At 63.2% G+C, this 15,627-nt stretch carries 16 protein-coding genes; 7 read left to right on the top strand and 9 right to left on the bottom strand.

The annotated features are described in order from the left end of the window. Nucleotides 1–17 precede the first annotated feature (17 nt). From def to GRI68_RS07110, 4 genes are all read left to right on the top strand, one after another. Nucleotides 18–587, top strand: coding sequence for a peptide deformylase (def, locus tag GRI68_RS07125; RefSeq protein WP_160616608.1), 570 nt, complete (start codon nucleotides 18–20; stop codon nucleotides 585–587). Beyond that, nucleotides 584–775: a hypothetical protein gene (locus GRI68_RS07120; RefSeq protein ID WP_160616607.1), complete on the top strand. Its 192-nt coding sequence runs from the start codon at nucleotides 584–586 to the stop codon at nucleotides 773–775. The genes def and GRI68_RS07120 overlap by 4 nt, the downstream gene beginning before the upstream one ends. 173 nt (nucleotides 776–948) lie before the next feature. After that, nucleotides 949–2,304: a DNA recombination protein RmuC gene (locus tag GRI68_RS07115; RefSeq protein ID WP_160616606.1), complete on the top strand. Its 1,356-nt coding sequence runs from the start codon at nucleotides 949–951 to the stop codon at nucleotides 2,302–2,304. After that, on the top strand, nucleotides 2,305–3,216 hold the full coding sequence (locus GRI68_RS07110) for a DUF4238 domain-containing protein (RefSeq protein WP_160616605.1): 912 nt from the start codon (nucleotides 2,305–2,307) through the stop codon (nucleotides 3,214–3,216). A gap of 192 nt (nucleotides 3,217–3,408) precedes the next feature. Here the strand turns inward: GRI68_RS07110 and GRI68_RS07105 are convergent, their stop codons facing one another. From GRI68_RS07105 to GRI68_RS07075, 7 genes are all read right to left on the bottom strand, one after another. Further along, nucleotides 3,409–4,212, bottom strand: a complete 804-nt coding sequence (locus tag GRI68_RS07105) for a TrmH family RNA methyltransferase (protein ID WP_160616604.1) — start codon at nucleotides 4,210–4,212, stop codon at nucleotides 3,409–3,411. 1 nt (nucleotide 4,213) lies between these two features. After that, nucleotides 4,214–4,486, bottom strand: coding sequence for an HPr family phosphocarrier protein (locus GRI68_RS07100; protein WP_160616603.1), 273 nt, complete (start codon nucleotides 4,484–4,486; stop codon nucleotides 4,214–4,216). Beyond that, the gene (locus GRI68_RS07095) at nucleotides 4,486–4,890 is read right to left on the bottom strand and encodes a PTS sugar transporter subunit IIA (protein WP_160616602.1); all 405 of its coding nucleotides are present in this window, start codon (nucleotides 4,888–4,890) and stop codon (nucleotides 4,486–4,488) included. Before GRI68_RS07095 ends, GRI68_RS07100 begins: the two co-directional genes overlap by 1 nt. Nucleotides 4,891–4,964: 74 nt before the next feature. Further along, the gene (gene rapZ / locus GRI68_RS07090) at nucleotides 4,965–5,903 is read right to left on the bottom strand and encodes an RNase adapter RapZ (RefSeq protein WP_160616601.1); all 939 of its coding nucleotides are present in this window, start codon (nucleotides 5,901–5,903) and stop codon (nucleotides 4,965–4,967) included. 51 nt (nucleotides 5,904–5,954) lie between these two features. After that, nucleotides 5,955–6,374, bottom strand: a complete 420-nt coding sequence (locus GRI68_RS07085; RefSeq protein WP_160616600.1) for an HPr kinase/phosphorylase — start codon at nucleotides 6,372–6,374, stop codon at nucleotides 5,955–5,957. A gap of 13 nt (nucleotides 6,375–6,387) precedes the next feature. Beyond that, on the bottom strand, nucleotides 6,388–7,971 hold the full coding sequence (locus GRI68_RS07080; RefSeq protein ID WP_234028738.1) for a stimulus-sensing domain-containing protein: 1,584 nt from the start codon (nucleotides 7,969–7,971) through the stop codon (nucleotides 6,388–6,390). After that, on the bottom strand, nucleotides 7,958–8,749 hold the full coding sequence (locus GRI68_RS07075) for a response regulator transcription factor (RefSeq protein ID WP_160616599.1): 792 nt from the start codon (nucleotides 8,747–8,749) through the stop codon (nucleotides 7,958–7,960). The genes GRI68_RS07080 and GRI68_RS07075 overlap by 14 nt, the downstream gene beginning before the upstream one ends. 210 nt (nucleotides 8,750–8,959) lie before the next feature. Here GRI68_RS07075 and GRI68_RS07070 point away from each other — a divergent pair, with 210 nt between their 5' ends. Further along, nucleotides 8,960–10,549: a phosphoenolpyruvate carboxykinase gene (locus GRI68_RS07070; protein ID WP_160616598.1), complete on the top strand. Its 1,590-nt coding sequence runs from the start codon at nucleotides 8,960–8,962 to the stop codon at nucleotides 10,547–10,549. Nucleotides 10,550–10,671: 122 nt separating this feature from the next. Next, nucleotides 10,672–11,154: a DUF937 domain-containing protein gene (locus tag GRI68_RS07065; protein ID WP_160616597.1), complete on the top strand. Its 483-nt coding sequence runs from the start codon at nucleotides 10,672–10,674 to the stop codon at nucleotides 11,152–11,154. A gap of 43 nt (nucleotides 11,155–11,197) precedes the next feature. Here the strand turns inward: GRI68_RS07065 and GRI68_RS07060 are convergent, their stop codons facing one another. Then, on the bottom strand, nucleotides 11,198–12,718 hold the full coding sequence (locus GRI68_RS07060; RefSeq protein WP_160616596.1) for a DUF1570 domain-containing protein: 1,521 nt from the start codon (nucleotides 12,716–12,718) through the stop codon (nucleotides 11,198–11,200). 155 nt (nucleotides 12,719–12,873) lie between these two features. Between GRI68_RS07060 and GRI68_RS07055 the strand changes: the two genes are divergently transcribed. Next, nucleotides 12,874–13,695 carry a glutaminyl-peptide cyclotransferase gene (locus GRI68_RS07055; RefSeq protein ID WP_160616595.1) on the top strand — a complete coding sequence of 274 codons (822 nt, stop codon included), beginning with the start codon at nucleotides 12,874–12,876 and terminating at the stop codon, nucleotides 13,693–13,695. Nucleotides 13,696–13,719: 24 nt separating this feature from the next. Here the strand turns inward: GRI68_RS07055 and GRI68_RS07050 are convergent, their stop codons facing one another. After that, on the bottom strand, nucleotides 13,720–15,555 hold the full coding sequence (locus GRI68_RS07050; protein ID WP_234028737.1) for a DUF885 domain-containing protein: 1,836 nt from the start codon (nucleotides 15,553–15,555) through the stop codon (nucleotides 13,720–13,722). Between the last annotated feature and the right edge of the window lie 72 nt (nucleotides 15,556–15,627).

Raw genomic sequence — 15,627 nt, 5'->3', positions numbered from 1 at the left:
GCGCCTATATTTGCAGCATGGCTATTCGCGAAATCCTTGAAGTGCCGGACCCCCGGCTGAAGACCGTCTCCGTTCCCGTCGAAAAGGACGAGTTCGACGACGATCTGCGCACGCTCGTCGATGACATGTTCGAGACGATGTACGCCGCGCCCGGCATCGGCCTTGCCGCGATCCAGGTGGGCGTGCCCAAGCGCGTGCTGGTGATCGACCTGCAGGAGCCGGACGAAAACGAGCAGCCCGAAGATTGCGACGTCGAGGCCTGCGATCACGATCACCGCCCGGTGGTCCGCAATCCGCGCACCTTCATCAATCCCGAAATCCTCGATCCGGCCGACGAACTGGCGACGTACCAGGAAGGCTGCCTCTCGGTCCCCGAGATCTACGCCGATGTCGATCGCCCCGCGACCTGCCGCGTCCGCTACCAGGATCTCGACGGCAAGGTACACGAGGAAGACATGACCGGCCTGATGGCGACCTGCATCCAGCACGAGATGGATCACCTCGAAGGCGTGCTGTTCATCGACCATTTGAGCCGTCTCAAGCGCAACATGGCGCTGAAGAAACTGCGCAAACTGCAAGCCGCATGAGCTGGCGCCGGTCCCTCGTCGCGGCACTCGTCTATGCCACGATCATGACCGGCTGGCGGATGATGGATGACGATCCGGTTCGCGGGTCGTACGTCCTTGGATTCGCGATCTATTTCGTGGTCTTCGGCGTGTTGTTCCATCTCCTGATGAACTGGCTCGATTCGCGAAAGCGCGCGGATTTAGAGTAGGGCAGGAGGGCTCTTCCGTCATCGTCATCCCGGACATGATCCGGGATAGTGCTTCTTCTTCCTCCGTACAGCCAATGGTGACCGACCCCGGAATCAAGTCCGGGGCGCCGGCGATTGTTGATGGTGCCACGGGCGCGCTGGCGTTCCGCTTCCGTTCCGCGTAACATCGGCGCATGGACCCGACTTTTCTCACCATTATCGCCCTCTTACTCGGCCTTGGCATCGGCATCGCGCTGGGGCTCCATTTCGGCGGAAAACCCGCAGCGGATTTGAAGGCCAAGCTGGCCGAACGCGAAGCGGAGGGCACTGCGCGCGAGGATGAGTTCAAGCGCGCCACCAAGGAACTGGGCGAGGCGCAAATAAAGATCGCCACGCTCGAGGCCAATGCCGGAAATTTTGACAAGCAGCTGGAGCAGATGCGCGAGGCGCGCGAGGCACTGGTCGACCAGTTCAAGGCGACCAGCGGCGAAGTGCTGTCGAAGGCGCAGGAGGAATTCCTCAAGCGCGCGGACGAGAAATTCGGCACCGCCGAAAAGGCCAACAAGGAAGCGGTCGCCTCTCTCCTCAAGCCCGTTAGCGAGCGGCTCAAGGCCTATGAGGATCAGGTCGGCAGCCTCGAAAAACAGCGCGCCGATGCCTTCAGCGGCCTGCGCACGCAGATCGAGGAAATGCGGAAAGGGCAGGAAGATGTCCGCCGCGAGGCGCAGCGGCTCGGCAATTCGCTTACCAACGCACCCAAGGCGCGCGGGCGCTGGGGCGAGCGCGCGCTGCAGAACGTGCTCGAGCAGTGCGGCCTGTCCGAACACACCGATTTCGATCTCGAACATTCGCTGGAGTCCGATGAGGGGCGGCTGCGGCCCGATGCGATCGTGCATGTGCCCGGCCAGAAGAAGCTGGTGATCGACGCCAAGGTCTCTCTGAATGCCTATCAGGCCGCGTTCGAGGCCGAGGGCGACGAGGAGCGGGTGCGCCATCTCGACCTTCACGCCAAGTCGATGCGCAACCATGTGCAGACGCTGGGTTCGAAAAGCTATCAGAGCCAGTTCGAGGATTCGCCCGATTACGTGGTGATGTTCGTGCCCGGTGAGCATTTCGTCGCCGCCGCGCTCGAACATGATCCCGAGCTGTGGGATTTTGCGTTCCGCAACAAGGTCTTGCTGGCGACTCCTACGAACCTGGTCGCAATCGCGCGCACGGTCGCGCAAGTCTGGCGGCAGGACAAGATGGCCGACGAAGCGCGCGCGATCGGCGCGATGGGTGCGGAACTCTACGACCGCCTGCGCGCTGCCTCCGAGCATCTGAAACGCGTCGGCGGCGGGCTCGAAAGCGCGGTCAACAATTACAACAAGTTCGTCGGCAGCTTCGAACGCAACGTGCTCTCGTCAGGACGCCGTATGGCCGACAAGGGAATCGAGATCGGGAAGGCCGAGATCCCCGACGTCCCGCTCGTCGAAGCCGCCCCGCGCTACACCGCCGAGGACGCCGCACAGATTGCCGATGGGACGGATAAGAAAAAGTCGGCAATTTAGGTGCCAGGAGTTCAAAAGGCTCCTGTCCGCCATCATTACTTACCTGAGTTTTTTCAACGGAGGTGGGTAGGAAATGATGGGTGTATAGAACGATACCAGAAGTTTGGTGACGCCGTTGTGCGCCATCGCGTATTTCCGGCGGCGACCGGATACAAGAAAGACCTCTATCGGCATCCGCGCACCGATATGGATGAATGGTCGGCTCAAGCTGCCGAATGGGGCCTTTTTCAGAGGATTGACGACTGGGCTGCCGATGCTCTTGAGGCACTGTTATCCGAACGAGAGGCAATCCGTAATGATACAGTCCGGGAGCGCTGGGCCATTTTCATGCGTGCCTTGCTTTTGCGGACACCTTTTCAGTTGGAAGGTGTTCTCAGTTCCCTAGAGGAGATTTGGAAGCATGCTGATGTGTCCGAACGATATGCGGAAATGCGCAAACCAGGAATGCCAGCGACAGCTAATGAATTTCTTGAAGGGCTCAACCCGGGCATAGTCAAGGAGAGCGCGTTCCGAATGTTCGTGGATGCTGTTGGCCAAGATCGAACGACTCGGTACATCACGAGTTTGCCATGGAGAATTATGGACTGTTCGAGAGCCAAGTATGGGCTTCTACTATCCGACCATCCGGTCGTGCTGGTGCCTTTGCGAACGCCGGATGGGCAAGTTGCGATGCCATTGAGTCCGACGAAGCTTCTATTGGTAGCTGGAAATCCTGAGGTTCAGGCGAGAGCTGATCTAATGACCCATGAACAAGCTGTCAGGATTGCAAATCGCCTAACTGTAGAACGCGCCGCTCATTGCGTCGTTTCGTCAAACAAGGCGCAAGACACGTTCATAAGAAGATATTTTGGTACGAATAGAATACCACCGTTCATTTCCCCTCGGATAGAGCGCCCCAATAGCAGTCAATGACGATGATTTTCCTACTCGGACGGAATTGGCTAAACTCTCGCCCGCTCTTTGACTTCGTCGATCTCACTCCCATGGGCTGCCCGCAATAAAGCTTCCCTGTCGGCTGTCCGTCCGCGGACACGATCTGTTTATAAGTTGCTAAAAAGCCTAGTTATTCTAAGAGGTCTCAAAGGTGACGCGGTGTCACCTTTGTCACCCGTCGAGGCTCGCCAGCACCTCGTAGCCCAGCACTGCCGCTGCAACCGCCGCGTTGAGGCTGTCGGCGCGCCCGCGCATCGGCATGGTGACGCGCAGGTCGCACGCCGCCTCGTAACTTTCCGGCAGGCCTTGCGATTCGTTGCCGACCATCACGAAGCATGGCGCGGTATAGGGCGCGCCGCGATAGGGCACGGCCTCGCGCAAGGACGCGGCGACGAGCTGGCCGTCTCCGCCCCGCAGCCACCCCTCGAACTCGTCCCAGCTCGCCCGCGCGAGCCTTTGGGTGAACACCGCACCCATGCTGGCGCGCACGGCTTCGACGCTGAACGGATCGGCGCAATCGTCGATCAGGATCAGTCCGCCCGCTCCGATGGCGTCGCCCGTGCGAAGCATGGTGCCCAGATTGCCCGGATCGCGCAGCGCCTGGGCGACCAGCCAGATGTCGGCGCTGCTCCGATCGAGTGCGGTGAGCGAAGTACCGAACTCGGCGAACACGCCCGCGACCGCTTGTGGATTGTCCTTGCCCGTCACCTTGGCGAGCAGGGCGGGCTCCATTTCGAGAACCTCGCCGCCCGCTGCCTCGACCGCCTGTTCCAGCGCGTCAATCAGCGGGTGCGAATCGCGGCCTGTCGCCAGCGCCAGCAATTCGGGCACATGGCCGGTTTCGCGCGCATCGGTCAGCAGCCGCAGCCCTTCGGCGAGGAACTTGCCCTCGCGCTTGCGGTGCTTCTTCTCGCGCAGCGAGCGCATGAATTTGACGGTGGGGTTGGAGAACCCGGTGATCTGGCGGCGCGACATCTCAGTCTTCGCCGAAACCGTCCTTGACGAGGCCGACCAGCTTGGCGAGCGCAGCGTCGGCGTTTTCGCCTTCGACCGCGATTTCGATCGTGTCGCCGCGTGCCGCGCCGAGCATCATCAGGCCGAGGATCGAACTGCCGCCCGCGCTGGTCCCGTCCTTGGTCACCTGCACGTCGAGCCCGTCGGCAAGCTGGGTAACGGCGCCGACGAACTTGGCGCTGGCGCGGGCATGAAGCCCCTTGGCGTTGACCACGGTGACGGTTTCGCTGGGCATCAGGCGTCTTGCGCCAGAAATTCGGAGGCGACGGTTATGTAATTGCGGCCCGCCTCGCGCGCCGCCGTCACCGCATCGCCAAGCGGCATCGTTTTGCGCGCCCCAGCCAGCCGGATCAGCATCGGCAGGTTGATCCCGGCGATGACTTCCACTTCGCCTTCGCGCAGCAGCGAGATTGCGAGGTTGGAGGGCGTGCCGCCGAACAGATCGGTCAGGATCACGACGCCGGCACCCGAATTCACCGAGGCGACCGCGTCGGCAATATCCTGACGCCGCGCTTCCATGTCGTCGTTCGGGCCGATGCAGACGGTCGCAATCGCCTTCTGCTTGCCGACCACGTGCTCCATCGCTTCGACGAAGGTCTCGGCCAGCTTGCCGTGGGTAACGAGGATAATACCGATCATCGGCGCGAATCTGCTCCGCTCGTTGGGGGATTGGCGCGTTTAGACATTTCTGCGCCCGCTGTCAGCCCGGCTCGTCACGCCGTGCCGGGGCGCGTATCGAGAGCGGGCTGGTTGCCCTCGACAAGGTCCGCGCCGCGCGATCGAAGCGTGCGGTGGACGAGCGTGGGCGAATACCCTGCCAGGCGCAGGGCCGCCGTCGCCTTGCGCGCCGAATAGACCGAGCGATGGCGTCCGCCGGTGCAGCCGAAGGCGATGGTCAGGTAACCGCGCCCCTGCCGTTCGTAGAGCGGGAGGAGGGTGAGGATCAGGTCTTCGATCTTGCCGTAGGCCGGAGCGAAGGCGGGATCGCTCTCGATATGCTGCGCGATCTCCTCGTCTTCCCCGGTCAGCGGGCGCAATTTCTCGTCCCAGTGCGGATTGTCGAGGAACCGCATGTCGAAAACGAGATCGGCCACCGGCGGAATGCCGCGCGCAAAACCGAAGCTCGTCACCGTCAGCGCCATCTGTCGCGGACTGCCGGGAGAGAAATGCTCGCGAATCGTCTGCTGGAGATCGTTGGCGGAAAAGCGCGTGGTGTCGAACACGAAGTCCGCACGCTCGCGCAGCCTGGCCAGCAATTCGCGTTCGGCAGCCATCGCTTCGTGGACCGGGCGGCCATGCCCCAGCGGATGCGGGCGGCGGGTCTCGTTGTAACGCCGTTCGAGCTCCTGCCCCGCGCAATCGAGGAACAGCAGGGTTACGGCGATATCGTCGCGCGCCTCGAGCGTTTCGAGGTAGGACAGGAACTTGCGCGGCACGAAATCGCGGGTGCGCACGTCGAAGCCGATCGCGATCGGGGCCTGCGTCCGGTCCTCTTCGGTGAGATCGTCGATCTGCCGCTGCAGGAAGCGCAGCGGGAAATTGTCGATCATTTCCCAACCGAGATCCTCGAGCTGACGCAAGGCGGTGCTCTTGCCCGCGCCAAGCAGCCCGGTGACCAGCAGCAATTGAAGCTTTTCGCGATTCTCGGCCATCGGCCTCACTGTGGGCGGGGGGCCAACCAAAGGAAACCCTCGATTTCGCGATCAGGCGGAGAGACCGTGCATCCCGAGCGCAGCCTCGACCCGCAAGGCCAGTGCAAGCTTCGATGGAAAGATCCGCAACTCGGGCAGCGGGTGACCGGCCACCCAGCGCTCTTCCGGCCCCACCGGCAGGCGCGGGGGATCCTTTGCCAGCGTGATCCACAAACAGGCCGGGGCGCTGACGGGCTCGAGCTCGATGATGCCGACATTGCGGATCTCGATGAGGCCACCGGTCTCGCCGGGCGGGTGGACGATCAGCCGTCCCTCCAAGCCCTCGACCACGATGCCGTCATCGCCGATCAGATGCGCGCCGCGGTCGATCAGCTCGAGCGCGAGGCTCGACTTTCCGCTGCCGGACGGTCCGGCGATCAGTAGGCCGCGCCCGCCGATCGCGACGGCGGTGACATTGGCGAGCTTCTTCATCGGGTAATCCTCTTCACAGCGCTGGCACTTTCAGCACGAAGCGTGCGCCAGCCTCGCCGTCAAGCCGCGACCCGGCCATCAGGGTGCCGTCATGCGCGGTGGCGATGGTGCGCGCAATCGCGAGGCCAAGCCCGCTATGGCGGCCGAAATCGTCCTGCTCTGGGCGGTGGGTATAGAACCGTTCGAACACTTTTTCGTGGAGCTCCTCGGGAATGCCCGGACCACGATCGCTGACCGCAAGCTGCACCCATTTGCCCTGCCGACCGATCGACACCGATACCGGGGCGTGGCCGGTCGAAAAGGATAGCGCGTTGTCGATCAGGTTCTCGATCACGCGCTCAAGCTGCCCCTCGTCTCCGCGCACCACGAACGGGCCGGGGGTGGAGGCGACGATATCGAGCCAGTTGCCGCTTTCGCTTTCGGGCCGGCGGCGCGCGGCGACGATCCGGTCGGCGAGTGCTTTCAAATCGACATCGGTGAATTCGGTGCGGCTGATCTCGGCGTCGATCCGGCTCAGATCGGATATCTCGGTCACCAGGCGATCAATGCGTCGAACGTCGGCGGCGATAATCTGCAGCAACTGGCCGCGCAGTTCGGGGTCGGTCACCCGTTCGAGCGATTCCATTGCGCTGCGCATCGAGGCAAGCGGGTTCTTCAGTTCGTGCGCTACGTCGGCGGCGAAGCTTTCCACCGCGTCGATCCGCTGGCGCAGGGCATCGGTCATGTCCGACACGGCGCGCGCAAGCTGCCCGATCTCGTCGCCACGTTCGGGCAGTCGCGGCACGACGACGTCGCGCTCGCGTCCGAGCCGCACACGGCTGGCAGCGGCCGCGAGGTCCTTCAATGGCGTGACGATCGTGCGGGCGAGGAACAGGGCCAGCTGGATCGATGCGGCCAGCGCCACGATGATGATAAGCGCCAGTGTGCCGCGCGCATCGCGCACTTGCTGGGTTATGTCGCGCGGATTGGCCGAGACCAGCACGGCCTCTCCGGAAAAGCCGATCGGAGCGGCGGCGGTGATCACCGGTGAGCGATCGGGCGCATAGCGCTGGAACACCACGGTGCGCCCGGTGGCAAGCGCCGCGGAAATCTCGTTCCACTGGCTCGCGCTTTCGCGTGGCGGATCGACATAGGCGGGGATCGGCTGCGCGCCGAGCAGCCAGTCGGTCACCCGGTCGAGATAGCCGGGCAGGCGCTTGAAGAAATTCCCGCTATCGGGGGGGGCGAGCGTGTAGCCGGGTTCGGCCAGGGCAAAGGAATCGGAGACGATCCGCCCGCGCTCGTCATAGGTGCGGATACGGGTGCGCTGTTTGCGCGCGATCTCGACCAGCAAACGCTCGCGTTGTTCGGGTTCGCTCAATGCGGCGAGAGCATCGGCAACGATCGCGGCCTCGCTGCGCGCGGTTTCGAACCGTTCTTCCAGCAGCTGGTTTCGATAGGAATCGAGATAGAACAGGCTACCCGCGAATAGAGCGAGCGCGAAGATATTGACGAACAGGATCCGCGCGGTGAGCGGGATGCTGCGCGTCCAGAACAGCGAATCCCGCAGCGGCAGCGTGTATCCGTCCTCCCGCTTCGTTGCGTTAGCTTTCGGCAAAGGAATAGCCTGCCCCGTACAGCGTCTCGATCGCCTCAAAGGCGCCGTCGACCTTGCGGAATTTGCGACGCATCCGCTTGATATGGCTGTCGATCGTGCGGTCGTCGACGAACACGTCGTCGCTATAGGCGGCATCCATCAACTGGTTGCGGGTCTTGATGACCCCGGGGCGGGTGGCCAGCGCTTCGAGGATCAGGAACTCGGTCACCGTGAGCGACACGGCATCCCCTTCCCACGTGACCCGGTGCCGGTCGGGGTCCATGCACAGACGGCCCCGGCGCAGCACGCCTTCGGGCGGGTCGCTTTCGGGCTGGGCAGGCTGGCTCATGTCGGGAGCCGCGTGGGTGAAATCGGCGCGGCGGAGGATGGCGCGTGCGCGGGCAATCAGCAGTCTCTGGCTGAACGGCTTGGCGATGTAATCGTCGGCCCCCAGCGACAGGCCGAGCGCTTCGTCGCTTTCATCGTCCTTCGACGTCAGGAAGATCACCGGCAGATCGGAAGACTTGCGCAATTCGCGCAGCAATTCGAGCCCGTCCATCTGCGGCATCTTGATGTCGAGGATCGCGAGGTCGGGCGGGTTGTCGCGGAGCGCCTTGAGCGCGCTTGCCCCGTCCGAATACACCCGCGTCGCGAACCCTTCCGACTGCAAGGCGATCGAGACGCTGGTGAGGATATTGCGATCATCGTCGACCAGCGCAATCACCTTGCGCCCGTCACCCTCCCGGGCGGCGTCTTCGTGTTCCGGAGTGTCGGTCGAATCCAAGTCGTGGCGATCCATCTGCATAATATCCTGTCCACAGCCGTAGCGAGGGGGGCGAGGCGGCACAATAATGAGAGCGTTCACAACCGCGCAAACCTTTGATTCATTGCTCTAACTATCTGGCATATAGTGCGAATTGACGGAATTGCGGCCATTCTCTATCTGCGCTGTACACGGCTTTCGGCACCTCTGCGCGCCGGTCGCCCCAGACGTTCCGGGAGAAGTTTCGTGAGTTCGCCTCTTTCCACCCCCCTGTCGGCACAGGGGATCGAAACCGACGCTACCATCCACGCCAATCTGGACAGCGCCGCGCTCACCCGCGCCGCGATCGAGAATGGCGAAGGCAAGCGTGCCAAGGACGGCCCGCTGGTGGTGGAAACCGGCAAGCACACCGGTCGCAGCGCGAAGGACAAGTTCATCGTCCGCGACAGCGAGACCGAAGATACGGTCTGGTGGGACAATAATGCCTCGATGACGCCCGCGCATTTCGCGGCTCTGAAAGAGGACTTCCTCGCCGCGGTGAAGGACAAGGATACGCTCTACATCGCCGATCTGTTCGGCGGTTCGCAGCCCGAACATCGCGTGAAGGTGCGCGTCATCAATGAACTCGCCTGGCACAACCAGTTCATTCGTACGCTGCTGGTGCGTCCGACAGCGGACGAGCTCGAAGGCTTCGCGCCCGAATACACGATCATCGACCTGCCGACCTTCCGCGCCGACCCGGAACGCCACGGCTGCCGCAGCGAGACGGTGATCGCCGTCAATCTGAAGGAAAAGCTGATCCTGATCGGCGGCACGAAGTATGCCGGCGAGATGAAGAAGAGCGTGTTCGGCGTTCTCAACTACCTGCTGCCGCCCAAGGGCGTGATGCCGATGCACTGTTCGGCCAATATCGGCCCCGACGGCAAGAGCGCGGTGTTCTTCGGCTTGTCGGGCACCGGCAAGACCACGCTGTCCGCCGATGCCAGCCGCACGCTGATCGGTGACGACGAGCATGGCTGGTCGGACACGGCTGTCTTCAACTTCGAAGGCGGCTGCTACGCCAAGATGATCCGTCTCAACCCCGAGGCCGAGCCCGAGATCTACGCCACCACCAAGATGGAGGACACCGTCCTCGAAAACGTGGTGATGGACGAAAATGGCGCGATCGATCTCGACGATGCCACGCTCGCCGAGAACACGCGCGGCGCCTATCCGCTGTCTTCGATCCCGAACACGTCGGACGAGAACATGGGGCCGCCGCCTTCGAATGTGATCATGCTGACCGCCGATGCCTTCGGCGTGCTGCCTCCGATCGCGCGGCTGACGCCCGATCAGGCGATGTACCACTTCCTGTCGGGCTACACCGCCAAGGTCGCGGGCACCGAGATCGGCGTGACCGAGCCCGAAGCGACCTTCTCCACCTGCTTCGGCGCGCCCTTCATGCCGCGCCACCCCAGCGTTTACGGCAATCTGCTCAAGAAGCGCATCGCCGAAGGCGGTGTGCAGTGCTGGCTGGTCAACACCGGCTGGACCGGCGGCAAGTATGGTGTCGGCCATCGCATGCCGATCAAGGCGACCCGCGCGCTGCTCAACGCCGCGCTCGACGGGTCGCTCAACGACGCGGAGTTCCGCAAGGACGAGAATTTCGGCTTCGAAGTACCGGTCGCCGTACCCGGCGTCGACAGCGTGATCCTCGATCCGCGTTCGACCTGGGGCGATGCCGAGGAGTACGATGCGACCGCGCGCAAGCTGGTCCAGCTCTTCGTCGACAATTTCCAGCCCTTTGCCGACCATGTCGACCAGGGCGTGCGCGACGCGGCACCCGCTGCCGCCTGAGCGTCATACAAGTTGTGGAGAGGAGGGCCTCGTTGCGGGAAACGCAGCGGGGCCCTTTTTAATGAACCTTCCGCTCTCCGCTCCGTTAGCAAGGTGTTCACACACAATGAGAGGATGACCCGATGAGCCTGGCCCAGATGCTTCAGCAGAGCGGTGCGATCGATAGTATGGCGCGCGAACTCAATATCGACGAACAGACCGCGCGCACCGGCGCGGGCGCACTGCTGCCCGCTATCGTTGCCGGGATGGGCCGGACCTCGGCAGGCTCTTCGGGGCTCGGTGGCCTTGCTGGCGTGATCGGCGGCCTGGGCGGTGGCGGATTGCTCGAAAGCGTGCTCGGCGGCGGGCCGACCGAGACCAACAAAGGCAACGATATCCTTGGAACGATCTTTGGCGGGAAAGACACCAGTCGCGGCGTCGCGAGCGAAGTGTCGGCGATCACCGGGATCGACGAAGCCCTGCTCAAGAAGATGCTGCCGATCCTTGCCATGGCGGTCGCCGGCTACATGGCGAAGCAGGCTGGCGGTCCGGGCGGCCAAGCTTCGGGTGGTGGCGCACTTGGCGGTATCCTGGGCTCGATCGTCGGCGGCTTGAGCGGCCGCTGAACCCAGCATCACTGGTGGCGGCCATCGACCGCCGATGACCCGCTTAGTCGTCGTCCGGTTCCGGCATGGATGGCGCCTTTATCGAGGTGCCTTCCGGTATTTTCTCCAGAAGGCTCGCCAGAGTCGCGGCTACCGAAGAAAGTGGACCGCCGTGCGGATCGTTGACGACGGGATCGAGCGTCCTTTTTGCAAGCGCGATCTTGCCTTCTTCCATCTGCATTGTCGCGGTCTCGAGCGCGAGTGAGCGGTCGAAAGGAGCGAGTTCGAGCGCGCGCTCGATAGCCCGGCGCGCAACGTCGCTCATCGGTTTGCCGCGCAAGCGTACCGAGCGATAATAATAGACCAGCGGCAGGGGGTGGTCGTTTTCGATCCGGTTGAGCGCTGAAAACGGCGCCATCGCCGCATTGTAATCCGCGTCCGGATTGTCCGAAGCGCCTGCCATGCGGAACATGGCAAAGCCCTTCTGGACATAGGCATTGCGACGCATGGGATCGATTGCGATGGCGGCATCGGCGGCAGATATTGCCGCAGCGTCGTTTCCGGCATCGAATTCCGCTTCTGCGAGTACAGTTAAAACACCGGCATCGTCCGGAAATCTCTGGGCCAGGGCGCGGGCCTCGACCACGACCTCGCCGACAACGTCCCGATCGACACCGCGTTGCGAACGGATGCGGAGCGGCATTGCCTCGGCTTCGCCCTCGGGCAGTTCGCGCATTTTCACCGCGCCGATCGCTATCGTCTCCCCGTCGAGTTTCAGGCTCGTCATCGATCGTTGGCGCAAATAGCGGTCCACTTCGCGGTCGAGCTTCCTGAGGTCTCCAAACGCCGCGCGACCGGCATCGATCGAGGTTTCTCCCCCAACTACGCGATTAATATAATCGCGAAACTGTCCCGCTCGCTCATCGGAGAAGAACAGATAGTGGTAGAGCGCCCAGCTTCGGCCATAGAACGCGTCATAGCCATTGCGTTTCTTCGAGTCGTAAAGCTCCTGATCGAGCAGCTGCTCGACGGGCACATCGCGCTCGTATGCCAGTTCTGCGGCGCGATGGAGAGCGGGGCGCCCTATGCCGAGGCTGCCGTCCCTGTTGAACGACGCCGACGCAAAGAACTCCGCTGCTCCCTCGTTGACCCAGCGCGGCATGGCGTAGGATTGCGCGGACATCAGAAAATGATGGGCGTATTCGTGCAGCAACACGACCGTCGAGAAATCGGGATAACCGCTTCGCATCCTGATATCCTGGACGAAGGCCCGCGAACCCCCGGCTCGAGGGATGTAGAACCCGGCGACATAGCGATTCTCTCCGCCATGAAGCTTGCGAATATCGCGCTGGCTCCCGACCACGAAGATGGTGACCCGGTTGGATGGACTGGGCTTTCCGACATTGAATCCGGTCAGTCCTGCAAGCGCAGCTTGATAACGCTCGAGATTTTCTGCGTATTCACGAATGTCTTTCTCGCTATCGTCCGCATAGATAACGAAATGATCGGTGGATGCCTCGTACCAGCGCGCTTCGGCTGGCGTGGCGATTGCAAGCAAGCCTAAAAGAAAGGCCCAGAATTTCATGAACGTCCCCCAGTTCGATCCGCCCTTACTCTATCAAGATTCCGATCGTGCGGAAGCTGTTCCGTTAGCGTGCTGCCAAGCTTTGGCTAACAGATCGATCGGATACGGAGCGTAGCTTCATCGCCCCGTCATTCGACGTCTGCCAAGTGAGCGCCATGAAACCTTATCATTTTCTGATTGCCGTGCTGGCGCTTCTCGGCGCTCCATTGGAGGCACAGGAATCCGCAACGCAAGGCGATCGCGCCGAAGCGACCGATAGCGGTGCGCCGGTCTACCGCGCGGAGGTGGTCGCCGCGCACCCGCATGACGATGGTGCCTTCACCCAGGGACTGCTGTGGCATGACGGGGCGCTGATCGAGAGCACCGGGCGCCGAGGCAGCTCGGTCGTGCGCCGCGTCGATCTGGAAACAGGAGAGGTGCTCGCCGAAAGCCGACTGCCGGACGAGCAGTTCGGGGAGGGGATTGCGCTATGGGGAGAGGACTTCGTCAGCCTGACCTGGCGCGACGGGGTTCTCCATCGGTGGGACGCAGCCACGCTCGAGCCCATCGGATCGGTCGAGAACTATCCCCTCGAAGGCTGGGGACTGACCACCAGCGATGAAGGGCTGATCCACTCTGATGGCAGCGACACGCTGCGGGTGCTCGATCCCGACACGTTCGAGGTTCGCCGAACCATTCCCGTCACGCTCGGCGGCCGCCCGATGCGCCAGCTCAACGAGCTGGAGATGATCGACGGCCTGATCTACGCCAATCTCTGGAAATCGCCCTACATCATCGTGATCGATCCGGCCGACGGGACGGTGCGCAAGCTCATCGATCTGAGCGCGATCGTCGATGCGGTCTCGGTCAGCGATCGCGAAGCGGTGCTCAACGGAATCGCCTGGGATGCGGAGAAGCGTCGCCTGTTCGTGACCGGCAAGCTCTGGCCGAGCCTGTTCGAGATCAGACTGGTGGAAACCGACGCACAGGCGCACTGAGCTCAGGTCTCACCAATCACGAAATCAGTCGCGCGTGCGGGCGATGTAGCGCTCGATGTTCTTTTCCAGCACATCCATCGGGGCATTGCCGCCAAGCACGACCGCATCGTTGAAGCCCTTGAAGTCGTAGGCCGACCCAAGTTCGTTTCTGGCCCGCTCGCGCAGACCGACGATGCGGCTGTGACCCAGCTTGTATCCGGTGGCCTGGCCGGGCCAGCTGCAATAGCGATCGACTTCGCTTTCGACCTCCTCGCGCTTCGATCCGTTGCGTTCGACGAAGAAGCGGACCGCCTGATCGCGGCTCCAGCCCTTGGAGTGGAGTCCGGTGTCGACCACCATGCGGCATGCGCGGAAAGCGAGCGACTGGAGGTAGCCGAGCCGACCGACCTTGAAATCGTCATACGCGCCCAATTCGTCGGCGAGCTGTTCGCCATACAGCGCCCAGCCTTCGGAGAACGGATTGAAGGCCAGGATCGAGCGGATCAGCGGCAGGCGGTTCGAATATTCGCCCTCCCACACATGGCCCGGAATGCTTTCATGGAAGGTGAGGTCTGCAAGGTCGTATTTGCGGTGCAGATCGGTGGTGCGCAGATTGATCCAGAAGCGGCCCGGGATGCTGCCATCCTTGCTCCCCGCACCGCCATAGGCGCCGGGCGCGCCCACTTCCTCGGCAGGCGGGATGCGGCGCACTTCGAGATTGGGATCGACCAGCGTGTGGAAGGCGCGCGGCATCTGCGCCTTGATCCAGTCGATCCGGCCTTCGATGAAGGCCATGATTTCGGCGCGGCCCTTGTCGCCCTCGGCAAATTTGTAGCGCGGATCGGCGCCCAATTGCTGCATCCGCTCGCCCACCGTGCCGCTGGTGTAGCCGATCTCTTGCAGGATCGGCTCCATCCGACCGTGAAGCGCTTCGAGCTCTTCGAGGCCCTGGCGGTGGATCTCGTCGGGGGAGAGAAGCGTGGTCGTGCTCGAGCGCAGCGCCCATCGATAGAATTCCTCACCGCGCGGGCGCGATGAAATCCCCGGATCGTTCGAAGCCACGGCACGCTCGGCGCGCAGCTCGGCCAGCTGGCGAGCGAGCGCTACGGCAATCCGGCCGTTCTCGAGCGCTAGCGCGCGTTCGGCGTATTGATCGGGCAGCCCCGCCGCACTGGTCTTGCCGCGCAGCGAGGCCGCAAACAATTCGCCCTTTCCAGCGCTGGCGATGGTCTGTTCCATCTGGCCGATCGCCTTGTCGAGCAGGAAGGCGGGCGGGGTAACGCCCATGCCGCGCGCTTCGCGCATCCGTGCCAGCTCGCCATCGAGCACCGCAGGCATCTGTTCGAGCCGGGCGACAAAGGCATCGGCGTCCTGCGCATTCTCGACCTTGACATTGGCATCCATGAAGCGCGGCATGTCGAGATAGGTGCCGACATTCTGGATCACCACATAGGGGGCGGTCCGCCAGGTGCCGATCGGCACGTCGCCATAGGGCAGCGCGAAGCCTTCCAGCGCGACATCGTAGGCGCTTTCGACGACTTCGAGGTTGGTGAGCGTCTCTCCGTCGAGCCCCGATTTGGGGAAGGCGCGCACGCGGGCCAGATCGCGCCGCAATGTGGCGGCGAGCGCATCCTGCCCGGCAGGCGACTGTTCTTCCAACCGACCGCGCAGATAGGCGTGCGCACCGGTATCCACGCCCAGCGAGGTCGCACGCTCGGGCTCGTGTTCGAGCAGGTTCCAGGCGACGCTTTCCAGCAGCGCATCGGCTCCGGTCGCTTGCGCTCCGGCGAGCGTCCGGGCGCAGCCGGGAAGGGTGGCAAGGGCCGTGCCGGCGCCGAGCGCACCGAGCGCCTGGCGGCGGTTCATGTTGCTGATGTCCATGCCCCGGTGATGGAACGGCGGCGGCGGCGCGTCAATCGCACCGCCGCCGCCGGCAAGTGTTTTCGATGAGGT

The organism is Alteriqipengyuania halimionae, from assembly GCF_009827575.1.
Lineage (GTDB): Bacteria > Pseudomonadota > Alphaproteobacteria > Sphingomonadales > Sphingomonadaceae > Alteriqipengyuania_A > Alteriqipengyuania_A halimionae.
The sequence above is the reverse complement of the archived record's forward strand: the minus strand, read 5'-3'. Positions and strand labels throughout refer to the sequence as shown.

Coding starts and splice junctions, on each gene's coding strand:
- def (WP_160616608.1), top strand. CDS start 18: ATGGCTATTCGCGAAATCCTTGAAGTGCCGGACCCCCGGCTGAAGACC.
- GRI68_RS07120 (WP_160616607.1), top strand. CDS start 584: ATGAGCTGGCGCCGGTCCCTCGTCGCGGCACTCGTCTATGCCACGATC.
- GRI68_RS07115 (WP_160616606.1), top strand. CDS start 949: ATGGACCCGACTTTTCTCACCATTATCGCCCTCTTACTCGGCCTTGGC.
- GRI68_RS07105 (WP_160616604.1), bottom strand. CDS start 4,212: ATGTCGCGCCGCCAGATCACCGGGTTCTCCAACCCCACCGTCAAATTC.
- GRI68_RS07100 (WP_160616603.1), bottom strand. CDS start 4,486: ATGCCCAGCGAAACCGTCACCGTGGTCAACGCCAAGGGGCTTCATGCC.
- GRI68_RS07095 (WP_160616602.1), bottom strand. CDS start 4,890: ATGATCGGTATTATCCTCGTTACCCACGGCAAGCTGGCCGAGACCTTC.
- rapZ (WP_160616601.1), bottom strand. CDS start 5,903: ATGGCCGAGAATCGCGAAAAGCTTCAATTGCTGCTGGTCACCGGGCTG.
- GRI68_RS07085 (WP_160616600.1), bottom strand. CDS start 6,374: ATGAAGAAGCTCGCCAATGTCACCGCCGTCGCGATCGGCGGGCGCGGC.
- GRI68_RS07075 (WP_160616599.1), bottom strand. CDS start 8,749: ATGGATCGCCACGACTTGGATTCGACCGACACTCCGGAACACGAAGAC.
- GRI68_RS07065 (WP_160616597.1), top strand. CDS start 10,672: ATGAGCCTGGCCCAGATGCTTCAGCAGAGCGGTGCGATCGATAGTATG.
- GRI68_RS07060 (WP_160616596.1), bottom strand. CDS start 12,718: ATGAAATTCTGGGCCTTTCTTTTAGGCTTGCTTGCAATCGCCACGCCA.
- GRI68_RS07055 (WP_160616595.1), top strand. CDS start 12,874: ATGAAACCTTATCATTTTCTGATTGCCGTGCTGGCGCTTCTCGGCGCT.
- GRI68_RS07050 (WP_234028737.1), bottom strand. CDS start 15,555: ATGGACATCAGCAACATGAACCGCCGCCAGGCGCTCGGTGCGCTCGGC.